Consider the following 15,128-nt stretch of genomic DNA (forward strand, 5'->3'; position numbering starts at 1 on the left):
TAATTAAATCAACATGCCAGAAAATCTTGGAATAAATAAAAAAATACCAATCATTCTAGTACTTTTAATCTCTAGCGGATTATGGTTTTATTCCGCATTTGCTCAAGATGTCAATTCTAATTCGGGATTAGAGGAATCAAAATTTGCAGTAAAAATTAATGAGTTTGACAAGCTTTTGGACATAGGCATAGCTGCCCCACTGACTGCCCTATCTCTAACCGGTGCGACATTTTTAACTAGAATTAGTAAAAACAACAATGATGATCCCACATATGCACATCTAATGGAACATACAAAGAAAAATCTCATCAAAGCTTTTGTGATATTTTTAGCATGCACTATCGTTATTTTCATCTTTGATTTTATAGAATTACTCCTTCCTGCGCCTCTTCTAATAGTAGAAATTTTAGATCTTGCTATAACATATTCATTACTCTTTATGGGATTTGCATATCTTGCAGTTGCGGCCCATAAAATGTATCTCACTCAAGCAAGATAGGTTGTGAGTAAAATCACAGATTCTGCGATAGGTAGAAGATTGATTTTTCTAGACACAGTGCACAAAAACATGACAAATTGAATCATATTTTTTTCTACAAAATTTTTAAACTAAAAGAAAAACATACCATATGAATAAAATTACCGTATTATTTATTGCAAGTCTTTTTGTCATACCTGGATTTCTTGCAGTCCATGGTCAACAAAATACAGTTCAAGATAGTACGAATACTAACAATACCACATCTCAAAATATCTTTGATCAGTTCACTGCTGATTATCAACACGGAGTAAAATTAAGAAATGTATTACCTGTAGCAATAGGAATTCTGGCATTTAGTTTCTTCATAGTGAAAACTAGCACACTGCTCAGCAAACGTGAAATCTTTACTTCGAAACGCAGATACACTGCCGAAGGAGTTGAGATCTCTGCTAGAAGGAAGAAAATCATCCACAGTGTAGAAATTCTGATCATTTTTCCAATTATTGTATATGGATGGATAGTTGTCTGCTTTTTCTTCATGTATGCCTTGAATACTTCTCTAAGCTTTGGAGCTTTGATGATTATCACGGTGGGAATTATTTTTGCAGCAAGAATTGCGTCATATTGGAATGAGAAGCTTGCTGAAGAAATTATGAAATTTTTGCCATTTAGTTTACTTTTTACACTTTTAATAAATCCCGTCTTGGATACTAATAAAATTCTTAGTTCCATAGAACACTTTCCAATAATATTATTTGAATTGACAATCTTTATCATATTTACTGGCATTCTAGAAGGAGTTCTCAAGTTAATTCATTTTCAAGCATCAAAAGGCCGTCACCCTTCAACAGATCGTAGTTCTCCAATTAAAGAAACATAGAATCATTTGATGGACTAATACTAATTTGGAGTAAGTTCAGATTAGATAGATTTGAAAAATTGTGACTAAAAATATCTAATACGAGGAGAGCTTGTTGCAATTGGTAGCATGATTGCAGTCACAAAACCGATCTTTTTATCAGTCGATTCATTTTTGTCACTCATGTTAATCTTTTCTCATTGAAGACGACGTCTTGCTTAATGAATCATCAGTTTTATCAGATTCAATAGATTCCTTGGTCATCTCTATTCCAAAACGCGCTTTGACAGCATCAACGGTATCATTGTAACCATCCTGTAAGAGATGTTTTATTGTGTTTGATGAAAAATCAAAAATTTTATTTGAGACAGAATAATCATCATGTTTTCTTTGTACTCTAATTATTTCACCAATATTGAAAGCTCCTTCAACACCATCACGATACATAGTTGCTCTTACTCCTTCTAATCGTTCTTGAACAGGTATTGGTCTATCAAGTAATTCATCAATCATTTTCTGGGTTGTGCCATGATCCTTTGCCAACTGGATCAACTCTTTTACTAGTTGCGAATACATCTGGAAAGCTAACAATACGGTCTCATCATTTTTGGATCTATCACCAAAAGATATGTCAGAATTTCTATTCACTGCTCCATCATGATCCCAAGGAACCTTGTCAACTCTTGCGGGGTGTAAGTTTACCTGAAATACATTAAGCTTTGGCACTGCATCCTTTACTTTCTTTCCAAAGTACCAATATTGCCGATGAGCCATAACCACTTGCAATAATGGAGTATTAGCTAGAATACCACCATCCCAGAAATAACGTGTCTCTTTTTTATAGCTCTTTGTTTGAGGATCATAGCGCTCCGCTTCAATTTGAGTATAATCAAAATTTATGGGAACTGCAGCACTTGCAATGACATGATCAGAAGTTATTCCTTGAGGATATTTTATTTCATGTTCGTAACCAATTATTTTTTGGTTCTCATTTGAACCATTATTATTCTCTACAATTAATCTCCCATATCCTGATTTTCTAGTACCATCTTCTTTTGCATAACTATCAAACACTACAGGCAAGCTTTCCATTACATCTACCGTAACCAGTAGCAACCTGGGTTGATTATCCTCACGACTGGTAGCAATGGGAAACTTTGCAAATTTTTCAAGACTCGCTTTTAGCGGATGATTGTCATATCGGTACCATGAATTAAGAGGATCAAAGAATTTTTTATCGGGTTCTGCATGAGGCGGAGAAAAGACATTGGGTGCTCCGGTTATAGCAAATTCCTTTGATGAGTAATATCTCCTTGCCGTTTCTCCTTTAGCAACATCGAAAAATTTGTTCCAATATCCCCACCACGACATCATGTAATCAGCAAATTTATCCGGAATGGATTCTGTTGAAATATAATTCCAAAAGTCAATTAGTTTTTCAGCTGATCCTTCCCATGTCTTGTTTTCTATCACATAACTTGTAAGAATTGCAGAATTTATTGCACCAATAGAAGTTCCTGCAATAATATCAAATATCTGTCTACCAGCATCTCCTATTTTTTTGTCTCGGTATTTTATGAATTGGTATCCTGCCTTGTAAGCCCCAACCTCATATGCACCAAGTGAGCCTCCGCCTTGGAGAATCACTGCTCTTTCTTCCTTTGGAATTGATGCCATGTAAAAGTAAAGTAGGTTTATGATAATAAAAGATCAGGCATAATTATCAATTGTGAAAACTAGTATACTAGTCATATGCATTGACACTATAGAAATCATATGACAATGGATGTTCAAAAAGCTAAACGGGTAAGAATTATTAAATTCATCATAGGAGGAATTCTTGTTGGTTTTGCGACATATCGTTTTGTTAACATCACTAATGTGTCACCAATTTGGTCCACATATCCAGGACTAGCTGTATTGATAATTGGAATTGTCAACATATTACAAGGAATTTTAAGCAAAAATGATTCTAAAATGACAAGAACAATTGAAACTGGCATAGGAATAATTGGAATAGTTGTAGGAATATTTGTTAAAGCGTTCATATCGGATACTTCATCGAGTTTTAGTTGGCTCATTTCATTATTTCTTATCATTCAAAGTGTAGGATTTATTGCTACGGGAATTACTCAAAGTAACAAGTCAAAAGCAGTTAGAATTCCAAAAATCATAATCGGAGCTGGCATCATGACATCTCTAATTGGAACATTTTTTGAATTACATAATTTGCCAATAACAGAGATAACCATTTTGTTGTCAATCAACATACTCATCATAGGAATTGGAATTATTACAAGTGCAATCAAACATAAAATAGTTCAAAATTCTTCATCATAATAACTGATTTTATCAAACTGTCAAAGTCTTGAAAATAATGAAAATTTCTTGTGTGCTACCTTTTTGTTTCCCGTATAGAACCTAATATCTACAATGGATAAAGAATTAGAAATACGCCAACAAGTACAATGGGTGCAATTATGCGCATTTTAAAATCTACTTTACGCGAATAGTTCAAATCATACTTGTCACCGTAACGAAGACTCAAACGGTTATGAACTAAAACAGAGATTATACAAAAAGTATACAGTGCATATGATGCCATCATTATCTTGTCAGCAACTGTAAGATATCCCAACGGCGGAAGTTCTCCCAAAAGAAATTGGGCATGGAAATATGTAGCTGCAAGTATTGCTCCTACGGCAATAGCTGTTCGTTCTGACAGAGAATCGGGTTTAAACCAAAATGCTCCAATAACTAATCCGTCAAGGATAAGGACTGTGAATAATTTCTTCAAGAGTGTCATAAAAGCTGGAGATGAAACATCATAATGTACAACTAGACGCGAAAAATGGCCCCATGGATAATCATGAATAGTACTTTCAACAGTACCGGGTGATAGATTCCAACCAGGTATATCGCTATCAGCAGATGAATCCTGACCAGAGTATGCTTTGTTTGCTGTAAGTATCACTTTATCTGCAGTTAGAGGAAAAAATGGTTCTACAATTATTGGCATATCCAGTATTTCAAAAGGATACATACGGAAATCAAACCCATTTTGGAAAACACCAGATACCTTAAACTTTTTTAGGTGTGGCTCTAGATCCAAACCAGAAGTTTGAATTTGATCACCATTTACAAAATCTAGTTCAGGAGGAGGATTCACAGTAAAATCGGTTTTGTCAGAAACAATTGTAACCCAAAATGTCATATCATAAGTTCCACTGAGTCGATTAACATCTTTAACATCCATCAACTGAATTCCCACTTTGTATTCTTGAATTCCTGAAAGATTGGTCTGGTTATCAATGGGTTCACTTTGCAAACTTGGGAGGGCATTGTTCTGAGCCATTACAGGATTGGTAGTAAATAGTGTGTAGAACAACAATATCAATAGTGAAAAAAACAAACATTTTCCAAGGTCAATGTTTTTCGCGAGTTTTGCCAAAGATGAATTCAAAGTATTTTGCTCAGAAATAAAACAAAAGGGTAATTATCATTGATGATTTCATAATAATAATCACATCTTAAAGGTCAAACTCTAGAGTTTTTGGCGAACCAACTTTTGTTTTGAGGCGGCCAGAATTAATAGCTGCTTTGAACACTTTAAAATCACGTTCTACCTGGTCAGCATATGCAATTGAATACTGAACCATGGCATCATCAAAATTTTCTTTTGTTCCTAAATATCCTGCAATCATCTCCACTTCCCCAGCTTTTGCATGGGCCCGTGCCAATGCCCAACCACATACGGTTGCATATGCGGTGAGAGTTCTAGGGTTAAAGGTTTCAACTTCAGGGGAGACTTTCATATCACGAAGTTGTCTAACGTAGAAATCTCGTCCATTGAAATTGCGATACCAGCCTAAAAATATGTCACTAGATGCCTGCATAAGATGTTGTCCGTGCACAACTCTGTGACCTTGATGTTCAAAGAGACTTTTTCCAAATGTGGGCTCCAATACGGATCTTCTTGCTTCCTTGACTTGAAGAAATAGTGGATCATCTTCGTCGGCAAGAAACAGAGATACATAACAACGCAGTCCTACACTACCAACTCCAACAACTTTTACGGCAGCATCTTGAAAATGAAAACGCTCCAACAAATGTTGTCTGTCAGTCTGTAATGATTTTCTATAATCCTCAAGACTTGTCTGTGCTAGCTTGTTTATGTCCAGATTTTGGACGTGATAGATAAGTGGAGGATCCTCCTTTATTCTTGTATTTCCTTTTACAGCCTCTGTAAGCTTTGGAAATATAGCTTCAGATGTTTTGGAGAGTGCCTTGGGTTGTGCACTCTTCAAACGATCAATCATTTGTTTATCTTTTTTAAAAAATTCTAAAAGATTTTCGACTGTGATTTGCGTATACCATCTCTGAAGTACAGTCTGATCAGCAAATTCTGACATGTGTTCCCTATAAGATGCAACAGCTGCTCTGACTGCATTTTCTGCAACATTCTTTGAAAAATCAAGATCCCTTGCGGCAAGTTCCATACTTACTACAAGTCGTTTAATGTCCCACTCCCATGGACCAGGAAATGTCTCATCAAAATCATTGATATCAAAAACCATATTGCGTTCTGCTGATGCAAAACCTCCAAAGTTCATCAAATGACAATCACCACACAACTGGACATGTATTCCAGATACTGGAGAATGCTCTAGATCCCGAGCTTGAATGATTGATGTACCACGAAAGAATTTGAAAGTAGATTCTGACATTCTCTGATATCTAATGGCGATAAGACCAGGAATTCTGTCAACATTAGTATCTTCTAATAGTTTTATTGGATCAATCGAAGACGAACGAGGTTCAAACTTGGCATGCGTGCTACGTGAACATTTTTCGCGAAGTACCTTTCCTTGTTGGATCCTTTCTGCTTTAGTGATGATGTTTGGTTTCATTTCCACCCCAAGTTTGAAAATAGAATATTTCGCATCAATTCGATATTATCTCTAACTTGTAAAATAAAAGGTTAGATCCATGTATCACGTCTGATAACCACTAAAAGTTCCATTCACAAGAAATTTGGCATGTGCCAAAAACAGCTCAATTTCTGTCAAAAGTTTAATATAAAACACATATGCTTTCCGATCCAGTTATGATACAAAAAATAACCCAGATCATATCGTTGCGATCTGAAAATAAAGAGGAGAGATCCTTTTGAATCCAGTAGTCAAAATTTTTGAAGAAACATTTGCAACAGATCATAAGGTAATTACCGAAGATCTATCAAAATCCGTACTAAAGAAATATGGTATCAAAGTTCCAGGCTATGCACTTGTAAAAAGTGCAAATGATGCTGCAAAGGCTGCCAAAAGATTAGGTTTCCCACTTGTAATGAAAATAGTCTCGCCACAAATACTTCACAAAAGTGATGTCGGTGGAGTAAAGGTAGGATTACAAAACGAAAAAGATGTCAAAAAGGCATTTCTTGAAATGTACCCAAGACTCTCAAAGAAAAAAGGAGTACAAGTAAAAGGAATCTTACTTGAGAAGATGGTACCACAAGGAGTTGAGCTTATCATAGGACTCCAAAATGATCCACAGTTTGGTCCAGTAATAATGGTAGGACTAGGTGGTGTCTTGACTGAGATATTCAAAGATGTCGCATTTAGAATGCTACCAATCACATTAGATGATGCAAAATCAATGCTTGCAGAGCTAAAGGGCTCCAAGATTCTGTCAGGGTATAGAGGTACAAAACCAATTGATTTGACAATGCTTGCAAAAGCAATTGTCCAGATTGGAAAAATTGGTGTTGACAATGCAAATTACTTTGACAGTATTGATTTCAATCCAATTGTAGTATATCCAAAGTCATACTATGTTGTTGACGCAAAAATAATTCTAAGAAAAGAGATCAAAAAGGATGCAATCTCTACTGCAAAACCAAACATCGAATTCATGGAGACATTCTTTACACCACAATCAGTTGCACTGGTTGGCGCATCATCAACTCCAGGTAAAATAGGAAACTCTGTACTTGACAGCATTGCAAAGCACGATTACACGGGCAAAGTATACCCAATCAATCCTAAAGCAGAAGAGATTTTGGGACTGAAATGTTATCCATCAATTGAATCAATCCCAGACAAAGTTGATCTAGTTGTAGTATGTGTTGACTTGTCAGTTACACCACCAGTTCTAGAAGCATGTGCCAAGAAAGGAATTCACAATGTCGTAATAGTATCAGGTGGTGGAAAGGAACTTGGAGGAGAAAGAGCAGATTTTGAATCACAAATTAAGAGCCTCTCAGAACAGCACAAAATAAGAATTATCGGTCCAAACTGTATTGGTATGTTCAATGCAGCAAACAGACTAGACTGTGCATTCCAAGGCCAAGAGCGAATGGTCCGTGCAAAGCTTGGTCCAGTTGCATTGTTGTCACAAAGTGGAACAATGGGAATCAGTTTCTTAGAGACTGCAGACTCGTTTGGATTATCAAAAATGGTAAGCTATGGCAACAGATCAGATGTCGATGAAGCAGACATGATCTGGTACTTGGCAAATGATCCTCAAACCAAAGTAATTGCATTATATGTAGAAGGTTTTGGTGATGGAAGAAAATTCATCGAGACAGCAAAACGAGTAATGAAAGAAAAACACAAACCAATTCTAATCTGGAAGAGTGGAAGAAGTACACTTGGAGCAAAACAAGCAGCTTCACACACAGGTTCACTTGGAGGTTCTAATGCAATCATCCAAGGAGCATTCAAACAAGCAGGAATTGTTTCAGTAGAAAGTTACCAAGAACTTGCTGCAAATGCCAAGGCACTAGCATGGCAACCAGCAGCTAAAGGTCCAAGAGTTGGCCTAGTTAGTAATGGTGCAGGCCCAATGATTGGTGCAATAGACCAATTTGAAAAATACGGACTAGAACTTGGTAAGGTAACAGAAGCAACACTCAAGGAAATGAAAGCACATTATCCTCCAACATATGTAATTGGAAACGGCAACCCAGCAGATGTAACTGGAGGAGCAAATGCAGACGACTATAGATATTCCATACAAAAATTCATGGACGATCCAAACATCGACATTGTAATGCCATGGTTTGTCTTCCAAGATGATCCACTTGAAGAAACAATCATTGATTATCTTGGCGAGTTCTCAAAGCAAGGCAAGAAACCATTACTTGTAGGTGGAAACGGCGGTCCTTATACAGCCAAAGTAGCTGGATTAATTGAAAAGCACAATGTTCCAGTCTATGACGACTTGCGAGACTGGGTTGCAGCAGCATCTGCTTTACACCAGTGGGGCAAGCATAAACCAAAGGAGTCTTGAGATGTCCCTAGTTCTAGTTTCAAAAGCAGATGGAATCTGTACAATCAAGGTTAACAGACCAGACAAGCTAAATGCAATGAACATGGATGTTGCAAATGATATCATCCAAGTATTCAAAGAAATTGAAACAGATGATTCTGTCAAGGTTGTAGTTTTAACAGGAGAAGGTGACAAGGCATTCTCTGCAGGTGCAGATATTGCATACATGTCAACAATTACACCAATAGAATCTGAGACCTATGCAAAACTTGGTCATCTTCTAACTTATACAGTTGAAAATTGTAGCAGACCAACAATTGCAGCAATCAACGGATTTGCATTAGGGGGAGGGTGTGAGCTTGCACTTGCTTGTGATATCAGAGTAGCTGCAGATACTGCAAGAATTGGACAACCCGAAGTAACAATTGGCGTATGCCCAGGTTGGGGTGGAACTCAAAGATTACAAAGAATAATCGGAATATCTCAAGCAAAAGATTTGATCTTTACTGGAAGAATGGTAAAGGCAGATGAAGCTAAAGAGATGGGCCTTGTAAACAAAGTAGTAGAGCTTGCAAAATTAATGGAAGAGACTATGAATATTGCAAAGATGATTGCTCAAAACTCTGCAATGGCAGTTAGAATGTCAAAGATTGCAATCAACAAGGGAAGAAACTCTGACATTGATACAGGTCTTGCATTAGAGCTATACACATGGGGTCTATGCTTTACACACCCAGACAGAGCTGAGCGAATGACTGCGTTTGTCAACAAGTCAAAAAAGTAAGCTCAGACTAATCTTTGATTCCTATTATGTCCGGTAGGAAAAGATTATTATAATTTAAAGCACGAACTAGGTTTAATGAGCAACACACAGACCACTAAATTGGTCACAATTACACCAAAAGCTGCAGAAAAGGTAACTGCTTTTATGGCAGAAGAAGCCGAAAAGCCACAATTTCTCAGAGTCTACGTACAAGGAGGAGGATGCTCCGGATTATCCTACGGAATGGGATTTGAAAAAGCAGCCGAAGAAGACGATCTTGTAATCGAAGAAAATGGTGTAAAGATGCTAATTGACAGTTACAGTGCTGACTATCTAAAAGGTGCAAACATTGACTACATAGAAAGTCTAATGGGTGCTGGATTTAAAATCAACAATCCAAACGTAACCAAGTCTTGCTCCTGTGGCCATTCATTTAACACATCTTAGATTCCGAAATTTCTTTAATTTTTATTTCATATCCTAGTGTTAACAATAAACAATTACAAGTCAACTAAAAGGTGACAATAATTTCTTTAGATGAATTTATCTACAAAGGGTTCAAGCTCTGATATGGCATCATAGTAATTTTTACCAAGCCTTTTATTTCTGAATTTTTTCCCTGCTCTGTAAAATCTATTTTGTAATCTTCAATACATTTCACTAATGTTGTACTTGATTTACTAAAAATCAATCTTTGAAATAAAAAATGTAAGATACAGTTATTCTTTAGTTGTATCTGGTTTGGTTGTATTTGTTTGTGGCTGTATTTTTGGTAAAGATTTGCTTTTCTTACTTCTTATGTAAAATACGATGGCACCGACTGCAGCTACAATTATGCCTGCAACAATTAGTTCTGTCTTCATCGCAAATAGTAAGTTTGAGTTGTATTAAGTCATTGTATTTTACCATATATAATCAAAAAGAGAACCCCTTCTCACGCACAAAAACGACGATACAACTAGAATCATAACTAGTGTGGGATTTATTGGAAATTGTTTAAGATCATTATTCCAGTAATTATTTTTTATTATGGTAAAAGGAAAACAAAATCATTACAACATTAAATTTCTAAAAGGTTACAGATTATTGATCAGAGAAAAAATTGACAGATATTTTTACGTATTATGTTACCTAGATATTATAACTAAATATGCAATAGTGATAACGCCAAATACGACAATAACTATGGTTGACAAATAGACAATAGAAGGTCTTGGCACATAAACGCCTGCTTCAATGGCTTTCTGAGTCTTGATATAATTTACTAGCGCATAAATTATTAACAAAATTCCGAGACCAATCATACTCATACCAAGTATAGTTGATGAGAAGGGATCTGGTAGATTTGACGGGATTGTTTGATTTTTTGTTATGATGCCAAATTCTCTAAGAAAGAGACTAAATCTTGCAACAACAAAGCCCAATCCCATGAGAGCAATGCAAGTGCGCAACCATGCAAGAAAAGTACGCTCATTAGCAAGATGTTCGTTTGACCGATCAGATCTTTTACTTTCAGACAATTGTTTGAATTTAAATATTGTTTACAATATAAGGTTCTAGTTTTGGGATCGTATAGACAATATTATACAAATATTATCTTAGCATCAATTGATTTCTGTGCATACAAAAAGTCTGATCCAAACGAATTAGTTGACATAGAGTAAAAATGGTTTACCCCGATTGTTCGTGAGGATATGCCGTCATAGTATAGTAAAGTTTTAGATCTAGAATACATACTCAATTTTGATGAGGATCATCCATTTACTAGTGATCATGCTTGATTTTAGTAATAAGATTTTACTTAGGAAATGGTGTATGATTATTTGTGGTATCAAAAAATAAGAACACCAAGTCCTATTTTCAAAAAAGATGTCTATGGACTGAAATGATATCATTCATGCTTTGCCTGTGCCTTTTCCAACCATCTTTGCCGTCATCATACGAATCAACATCATCAATCTATTCCACTATGACATCGAATCCAGAAGGGGTGACAAGTATGACATTAAAAGTTTCTTTGATATTCCCTCAAGATGGTGCTGTGCTAACAAACTTCCCTGCCAATCTTGAGATCAAGGTAACTCGTGGTGATATGCCTGTGCAAGGAGCTAGAGTCCAATTCTGGATGATGGGAGGCTTGCATGATGCAGAAATGCATAATGCATTTTTAACTGTGACTGACTCATCAGGTTATGCACATCTTACACTGTTAAATCAAAACACATTAGATCAAGGCCCATACACATGGTATGCCGATGCAATAAAGCCCGGTTTCAGGGGAGGAGCTTCCAAAGTTATCGTCTTCATCAATCCTTTTGGCAATACCAATGGGATCTCAACCTCTGGTGGTACAGTTTCAACTGACCAAAATGAGTATTCAATAGTACCAGGGAATGGTGCAAGCATTGTAATTCATGGCAATGTCAATAATTATCACCTAGGTCAACCAATAATTCTCAAAATAAAATCGCCAAGTGGTAAGACTGCTCAGATAGTAGAATATGGAACATATCTTGGAGCATTTCAAAGTGTCTACAAACTTGGGCAGAATTCTGAACTAGGGAGGTATTCTGTGACTGTATCTCACAATTATTCCACATCCTCTACAAATGAATTTCATATTGTAAAATAATCCTGTAGATATTACAAATTTTAGCTCTTTCTAGATTACCATCAATGTCATTGTAGTCAGAACATTTGGAATCCTTCGTATTTTTGTTGTAATGATGCTTTCAAGTTCCTTTGAATCTTGTGCCTCAACTTTGGCTATAATATCATACAGCCCCAAGGTTCCTGTAACTTCTGAAACACCCTTTATTTCCATTAGCTTTCTAATGATTGGATTTTCTTTTCCAGTATCACAATGAATCGCGATAAAAGCCTTGTTCATAAAATAATATCGTAATCTTGCGTATTAGGTATTTCTACGGCCAGAGGCCTCGTGCCTCAAATGCATCTAGTACTCTGCCAACAGCAAGCACCATACTTCCCTTTCGCATGTCAACATTGTGTTTCTTTGATAGTGCATATGTATCGTTAAAACCACGAACTATGTGATTTTCCATCTTGCCTGCAACCTCGTCAAATGTCCAATAGTATCTTTGCAAGTTTTGTACCCATTCTAGATATGAAATACATACACCGCCAGAGTTTGCCAAGATATCTGGAATAACCATAATTTTATTTTTGAATAAAATATCATCTGCATCTGGAGTGGTTGGACCGTTTGCGGCTTCAGCAATTATCTTACATTTGATTTTTCTTGCAACTTGTGGTGTGATTTGATTTTCAAGTGCTGCTGGTACTAGGACATCACATGGAGTAGTAAGAAGTTCTTCTGTTGATACCTTTTTGCTTCCAGGATATCCAACAACACTTCCATGTTTATTTTTGTATTCCAAAACCTTCTTTGGGTCAAGTCCCTTTAGATTAATTATAGAACCTTTGGAGTCACTTACTCCGATTATCTTTGCACCTAACTTTTCAATATATTCTGCTGAATATGTTCCAGCATTACCAAAACCTTGTATGACAACTCTTGCACCTTTGAGCTTTAATCCAATCTTCTTTGCACCTTCTCGTACACAATAAGAAACACCAAGACCTGTAGCTACGTTTCTTGCAAGAGAACCTCCTACTGAGAGTGGTTTTCCTGTGATAACAGCTGGTTCTCCTTGTCCGTGCATTACACTATAAACATCCATTATCTGTGCCATCTCTTTTCCGGTAGTATACACATCAGGAGCTGGGACGTCTTTTCCTGGTCCGATTATCTCAGATATTGCATATGCATATCTTCTTGTCATTCTCTCTTTTTCTCCTGCTGAGAGTCTCTTTGGATCACAGATGATTCCTCCTTTACCTCCACCAAATGGAACATCAACAATTGCACATTTCCAAGTCATCCACATGGATAGTGCTTTTACTTCTTCGATTGTAACATCTGGGTGATATCTGATCCCTCCCTTGTGTGGTCCTCTAAAATCATTATGTTGTGATCTATAACCTGTGAATACCTTGATTCTACCATCATCCATCTTTACTGGTAGTGAAACTGTTAGAATTTTTTTAGGATTTGCAAGTATCTCATGAACACCAGCGTCAAGTTTGAGAATTTTTGCAGCGTCTGCAAGTTGCTTGAGTGCATTTTGCCAAGGATCGATTTTAGTCAATCTTTACCGATATGTCTGAACGGTATATTGTATTTAAATTTGTTGAGGATTACTCACTGCTTTGATGTGTTATCCTGATCGGGCTTTGCAGATCCGCCAAGTTTTGCGTTTACCAAGTTACGTAGATCATCATCTGTTTTACCTTCAGTGTCAACTCCCAAGGATTTGGCAAGTGTATCTAGTTTTTGTCTCTCGGACATGACAGGACCTGAGACATTGATGTTAAATTCCCCCCTAGCTTTTTTAATTTCTTCCTGGACCATGTTTTTTGTTTTATCATACTGGGCCATAATTCTTGCAAGTTTTTTTGTTGCATCTGGTAGTCGTTTTGTTCCAAGTAACAAAGCCAATACTACAATTGCAATCATAATCCAATCATTGCCTATTATATTCAGTGAAAAATCAAACATGAATTCATCAAACCTGTTTCTAAAATTAAAGCTTTAGACCAGAACGACTTCTTTTTTCTTGAAAAAAACAAATCCCAAGACAAATAGTCCACTAATAGATAAAATAAGATACGGAAGGGAGCTACCAAATGAATTGGCAATTATACCTATAATAAGAGGTCCAAAGGCCCACCCTATTCCAAAGGTTGCCTCATATGCACCAATTAATGCTCCTGCATTTTCTTTTGCCCTTCTCATTATAATCTCAAATGTTAGTGGGAAGTACACACTAAATCCAAATCCAAGTAAGAGTACCGCTATGCTAAACTCCACCATAGAATGAGAGTAAAACAGCATCAGCATTCCTCCAGATATTGATAAAATAACTAGCAGTAAACTAGCAAGAAATTTTTTCATTAAAAAGTTAGATACAAATAATGAAACAAGCCGAGAAATTCCAAAGACAAAGAAGAGTAGCTCAATGTTGGATTCCGAGATCTTTCTCTCACTCATATACGCAGGAATTATTGCCAAAAAGACACCAAAACTTACACTACAAAATAATAAAATGGCAATCACTGCTGGAAATTTTATCAAATGTTTTGCAGATGCAATGGATATGATTCCAGTGCGAGGTGTCTTGCCACTTTGTGATAGCACGAGTGAAAAGACTAGCGAAGTTGCAATTGAAAATGCAGCAATCTGGAAAATTATTCTATATGAAACATCAAAGTGTTCAATCAGGAATGAACCAACCAGAGGTCCAATCATAAGACCCGCAACAAAAAATGCCATGAATTGAGATATTGCCTTGACTCTATTTTGGGGAGTAGTAGATTGCGATATTATTGATTCACATGGAGGCCAGAAAAATGAATGTGCAACTCCAACTAGGGTTCTAAATATTATAACTTGGGGTACAGAGTCTGCTGCAGATAGTAAGTAGATGGATATTGTATCAATAACTAATCCCAGAGAAAGAAGAAGGCCCTTGTTGAATCTGTCAAGTAATAATCCTACAAAGAGCGGAATGAACATGTAAGGAATAAAATTTGAAAATCCAATTACTCCAAGGTCAAAGTACGATGCGCCAAGATCTTTAGAAAATAATGGAACCACTGGATTATGCATTCCGTATGAAAATCCAACAATTAGCGCTATGATATAGACAAGAATTACTTTTCTGTTCATC

The 15,128-nt window shown here is 36.4% G+C and carries 16 protein-coding genes; 7 read left to right on the plus strand and 9 right to left on the minus strand.

Annotated features, from left to right (window positions below; all coding sequences use genetic code 11):
• Positions 1-13 precede the first annotated feature (13 nt).
• Positions 14-499, plus strand: coding sequence for a hypothetical protein (locus C0Q33_RS00275; RefSeq protein ID WP_101476602.1), 486 nt, complete (start codon positions 14-16; stop codon positions 497-499).
• 130 nt (positions 500-629) lie between these two features.
• Positions 630-1,361, plus strand: coding sequence for a hypothetical protein (locus C0Q33_RS00280; RefSeq protein WP_101476603.1), 732 nt, complete (start codon positions 630-632; stop codon positions 1,359-1,361).
• 165 nt (positions 1,362-1,526) lie between these two features.
• Here the strand turns inward: C0Q33_RS00280 and C0Q33_RS00285 are convergent, their stop codons facing one another.
• Entirely contained in the window at positions 1,527-3,017 is a 1,491-nt protein-coding gene (locus C0Q33_RS00285) for a patatin-like phospholipase family protein (protein ID WP_101476604.1), read from the minus strand.
• 105 nt (positions 3,018-3,122) lie between these two features.
• Here C0Q33_RS00285 and C0Q33_RS00290 point away from each other — a divergent pair, with 105 nt between their 5' ends.
• Positions 3,123-3,680 carry a hypothetical protein gene (locus C0Q33_RS00290; protein ID WP_133120955.1) on the plus strand — a complete coding sequence of 186 codons (558 nt, stop codon included), beginning with the start codon at positions 3,123-3,125 and terminating at the stop codon, positions 3,678-3,680.
• A gap of 88 nt (positions 3,681-3,768) precedes the next feature.
• On the opposite strand, the gene C0Q33_RS00295 is transcribed toward C0Q33_RS00290, so the two are convergent.
• Together C0Q33_RS00295 and C0Q33_RS00300 are read right to left on the minus strand one after the other, a co-directional pair.
• Positions 3,769-4,752: a ligand-gated ion channel gene (locus C0Q33_RS00295; RefSeq protein WP_133120956.1), complete on the minus strand. Its 984-nt coding sequence runs from the start codon at positions 4,750-4,752 to the stop codon at positions 3,769-3,771.
• A gap of 118 nt (positions 4,753-4,870) precedes the next feature.
• Complete coding sequence (locus C0Q33_RS00300) at positions 4,871-6,250, minus strand: DUF2252 domain-containing protein (RefSeq protein WP_101476607.1); 1,380 nt, start codon at positions 6,248-6,250, stop codon at positions 4,871-4,873.
• 259 nt (positions 6,251-6,509) lie between these two features.
• On the opposite strand from C0Q33_RS00300, the gene C0Q33_RS00305 reads away from it, so the two are divergent.
• The 3 genes from C0Q33_RS00305 to erpA all read left to right on the plus strand — a co-directional run bounded on the left by C0Q33_RS00305 (position 6,510) and on the right by erpA (position 9,822).
• Complete coding sequence (locus tag C0Q33_RS00305) at positions 6,510-8,633, plus strand: 3-hydroxypropionate--CoA ligase (protein ID WP_101476608.1); 2,124 nt, start codon at positions 6,510-6,512, stop codon at positions 8,631-8,633.
• Between the two features lies 1 nt (position 8,634).
• The gene (locus C0Q33_RS00310) at positions 8,635-9,396 is read left to right on the plus strand and encodes an enoyl-CoA hydratase/isomerase family protein (protein WP_101476609.1); all 762 of its coding nucleotides are present in this window, start codon (positions 8,635-8,637) and stop codon (positions 9,394-9,396) included.
• A 75-nt stretch (positions 9,397-9,471) separates the two neighbouring features.
• Positions 9,472-9,822, plus strand: coding sequence for an iron-sulfur cluster insertion protein ErpA (erpA, locus tag C0Q33_RS00315; protein ID WP_101476610.1), 351 nt, complete (start codon positions 9,472-9,474; stop codon positions 9,820-9,822).
• Between the two features lie 272 nt (positions 9,823-10,094).
• Here erpA and C0Q33_RS09115 read toward each other — a convergent pair whose 3' ends face one another.
• Together C0Q33_RS09115 and C0Q33_RS00320 are read right to left on the minus strand one after the other, a co-directional pair.
• On the minus strand, positions 10,095-10,238 hold the full coding sequence (locus tag C0Q33_RS09115; RefSeq protein WP_165776393.1) for a FeoB-associated Cys-rich membrane protein: 144 nt from the start codon (positions 10,236-10,238) through the stop codon (positions 10,095-10,097).
• A 264-nt stretch (positions 10,239-10,502) separates the two neighbouring features.
• Positions 10,503-10,895, minus strand: a complete 393-nt coding sequence (locus C0Q33_RS00320) for a YidH family protein (protein WP_165776394.1) — start codon at positions 10,893-10,895, stop codon at positions 10,503-10,505.
• 479 nt (positions 10,896-11,374) lie between these two features.
• Here C0Q33_RS00320 and C0Q33_RS00325 point away from each other — a divergent pair, with 479 nt between their 5' ends.
• Complete coding sequence (locus C0Q33_RS00325) at positions 11,375-12,007, plus strand: hypothetical protein (protein WP_133120957.1); 633 nt, start codon at positions 11,375-11,377, stop codon at positions 12,005-12,007.
• 30 nt (positions 12,008-12,037) lie between these two features.
• Here C0Q33_RS00325 and C0Q33_RS00330 read toward each other — a convergent pair whose 3' ends face one another.
• The 4 genes from C0Q33_RS00330 to C0Q33_RS00345 are packed head-to-tail and all read right to left on the minus strand — an operon-like array spanning position 12,038 to position 15,127.
• Complete coding sequence (locus C0Q33_RS00330; RefSeq protein ID WP_101476613.1) at positions 12,038-12,265, minus strand: Lrp/AsnC family transcriptional regulator; 228 nt, start codon at positions 12,263-12,265, stop codon at positions 12,038-12,040.
• A gap of 34 nt (positions 12,266-12,299) precedes the next feature.
• Positions 12,300-13,547 (minus strand): Glu/Leu/Phe/Val family dehydrogenase, encoded by a 1,248-nt coding sequence (locus tag C0Q33_RS00335; protein ID WP_101476614.1) that lies wholly within the window; start codon positions 13,545-13,547, stop codon positions 12,300-12,302.
• 53 nt (positions 13,548-13,600) lie between these two features.
• A complete protein-coding gene (locus C0Q33_RS00340) occupies positions 13,601-13,957 on the minus strand; it encodes a Sec-independent protein translocase subunit TatA/TatB (RefSeq protein WP_101476615.1) in 357 nt (118 codons plus the stop codon).
• A 33-nt stretch (positions 13,958-13,990) separates the two neighbouring features.
• Positions 13,991-15,127 (minus strand): MFS transporter, encoded by a 1,137-nt coding sequence (locus C0Q33_RS00345; RefSeq protein ID WP_101476616.1) that lies wholly within the window; start codon positions 15,125-15,127, stop codon positions 13,991-13,993.
• Between the last annotated feature and the right edge of the window lies 1 nt (position 15,128).

The sequence above is a fragment of the Candidatus Nitrosotalea bavarica genome, assembly GCF_900167955.1.
In the GTDB taxonomy this organism is placed as follows: Archaea; Thermoproteota; Nitrososphaeria; order Nitrososphaerales; family Nitrosopumilaceae; genus Nitrosotalea; species Nitrosotalea bavarica.

Excerpts from the sequence above, each read along its gene's own strand:
- C0Q33_RS00275 (WP_101476602.1), top strand. The coding sequence starts at position 14 with ATGCCAGAAAATCTTGGAATAAATAAAAAAATACCAATCATTCTAGTA.
- C0Q33_RS00280 (WP_101476603.1), top strand. The coding sequence starts at position 630 with ATGAATAAAATTACCGTATTATTTATTGCAAGTCTTTTTGTCATACCT.
- C0Q33_RS00285 (WP_101476604.1), bottom strand. The coding sequence starts at position 3,017 with ATGGCATCAATTCCAAAGGAAGAAAGAGCAGTGATTCTCCAAGGCGGA.
- C0Q33_RS00290 (WP_133120955.1), top strand. The coding sequence starts at position 3,123 with ATGGATGTTCAAAAAGCTAAACGGGTAAGAATTATTAAATTCATCATA.
- C0Q33_RS00300 (WP_101476607.1), bottom strand. The coding sequence starts at position 6,250 with ATGAAACCAAACATCATCACTAAAGCAGAAAGGATCCAACAAGGAAAG.
- C0Q33_RS00310 (WP_101476609.1), top strand. The coding sequence starts at position 8,635 with ATGTCCCTAGTTCTAGTTTCAAAAGCAGATGGAATCTGTACAATCAAG.
- erpA (WP_101476610.1), top strand. The coding sequence starts at position 9,472 with ATGAGCAACACACAGACCACTAAATTGGTCACAATTACACCAAAAGCT.
- C0Q33_RS09115 (WP_165776393.1), bottom strand. The coding sequence starts at position 10,238 with ATGAAGACAGAACTAATTGTTGCAGGCATAATTGTAGCTGCAGTCGGT.
- C0Q33_RS00325 (WP_133120957.1), top strand. The coding sequence starts at position 11,375 with ATGACATTAAAAGTTTCTTTGATATTCCCTCAAGATGGTGCTGTGCTA.
- C0Q33_RS00330 (WP_101476613.1), bottom strand. The coding sequence starts at position 12,265 with ATGAACAAGGCTTTTATCGCGATTCATTGTGATACTGGAAAAGAAAAT.
- C0Q33_RS00340 (WP_101476615.1), bottom strand. The coding sequence starts at position 13,957 with ATGTTTGATTTTTCACTGAATATAATAGGCAATGATTGGATTATGATT.
- C0Q33_RS00345 (WP_101476616.1), bottom strand. The coding sequence starts at position 15,127 with ATGAACAGAAAAGTAATTCTTGTCTATATCATAGCGCTAATTGTTGGA.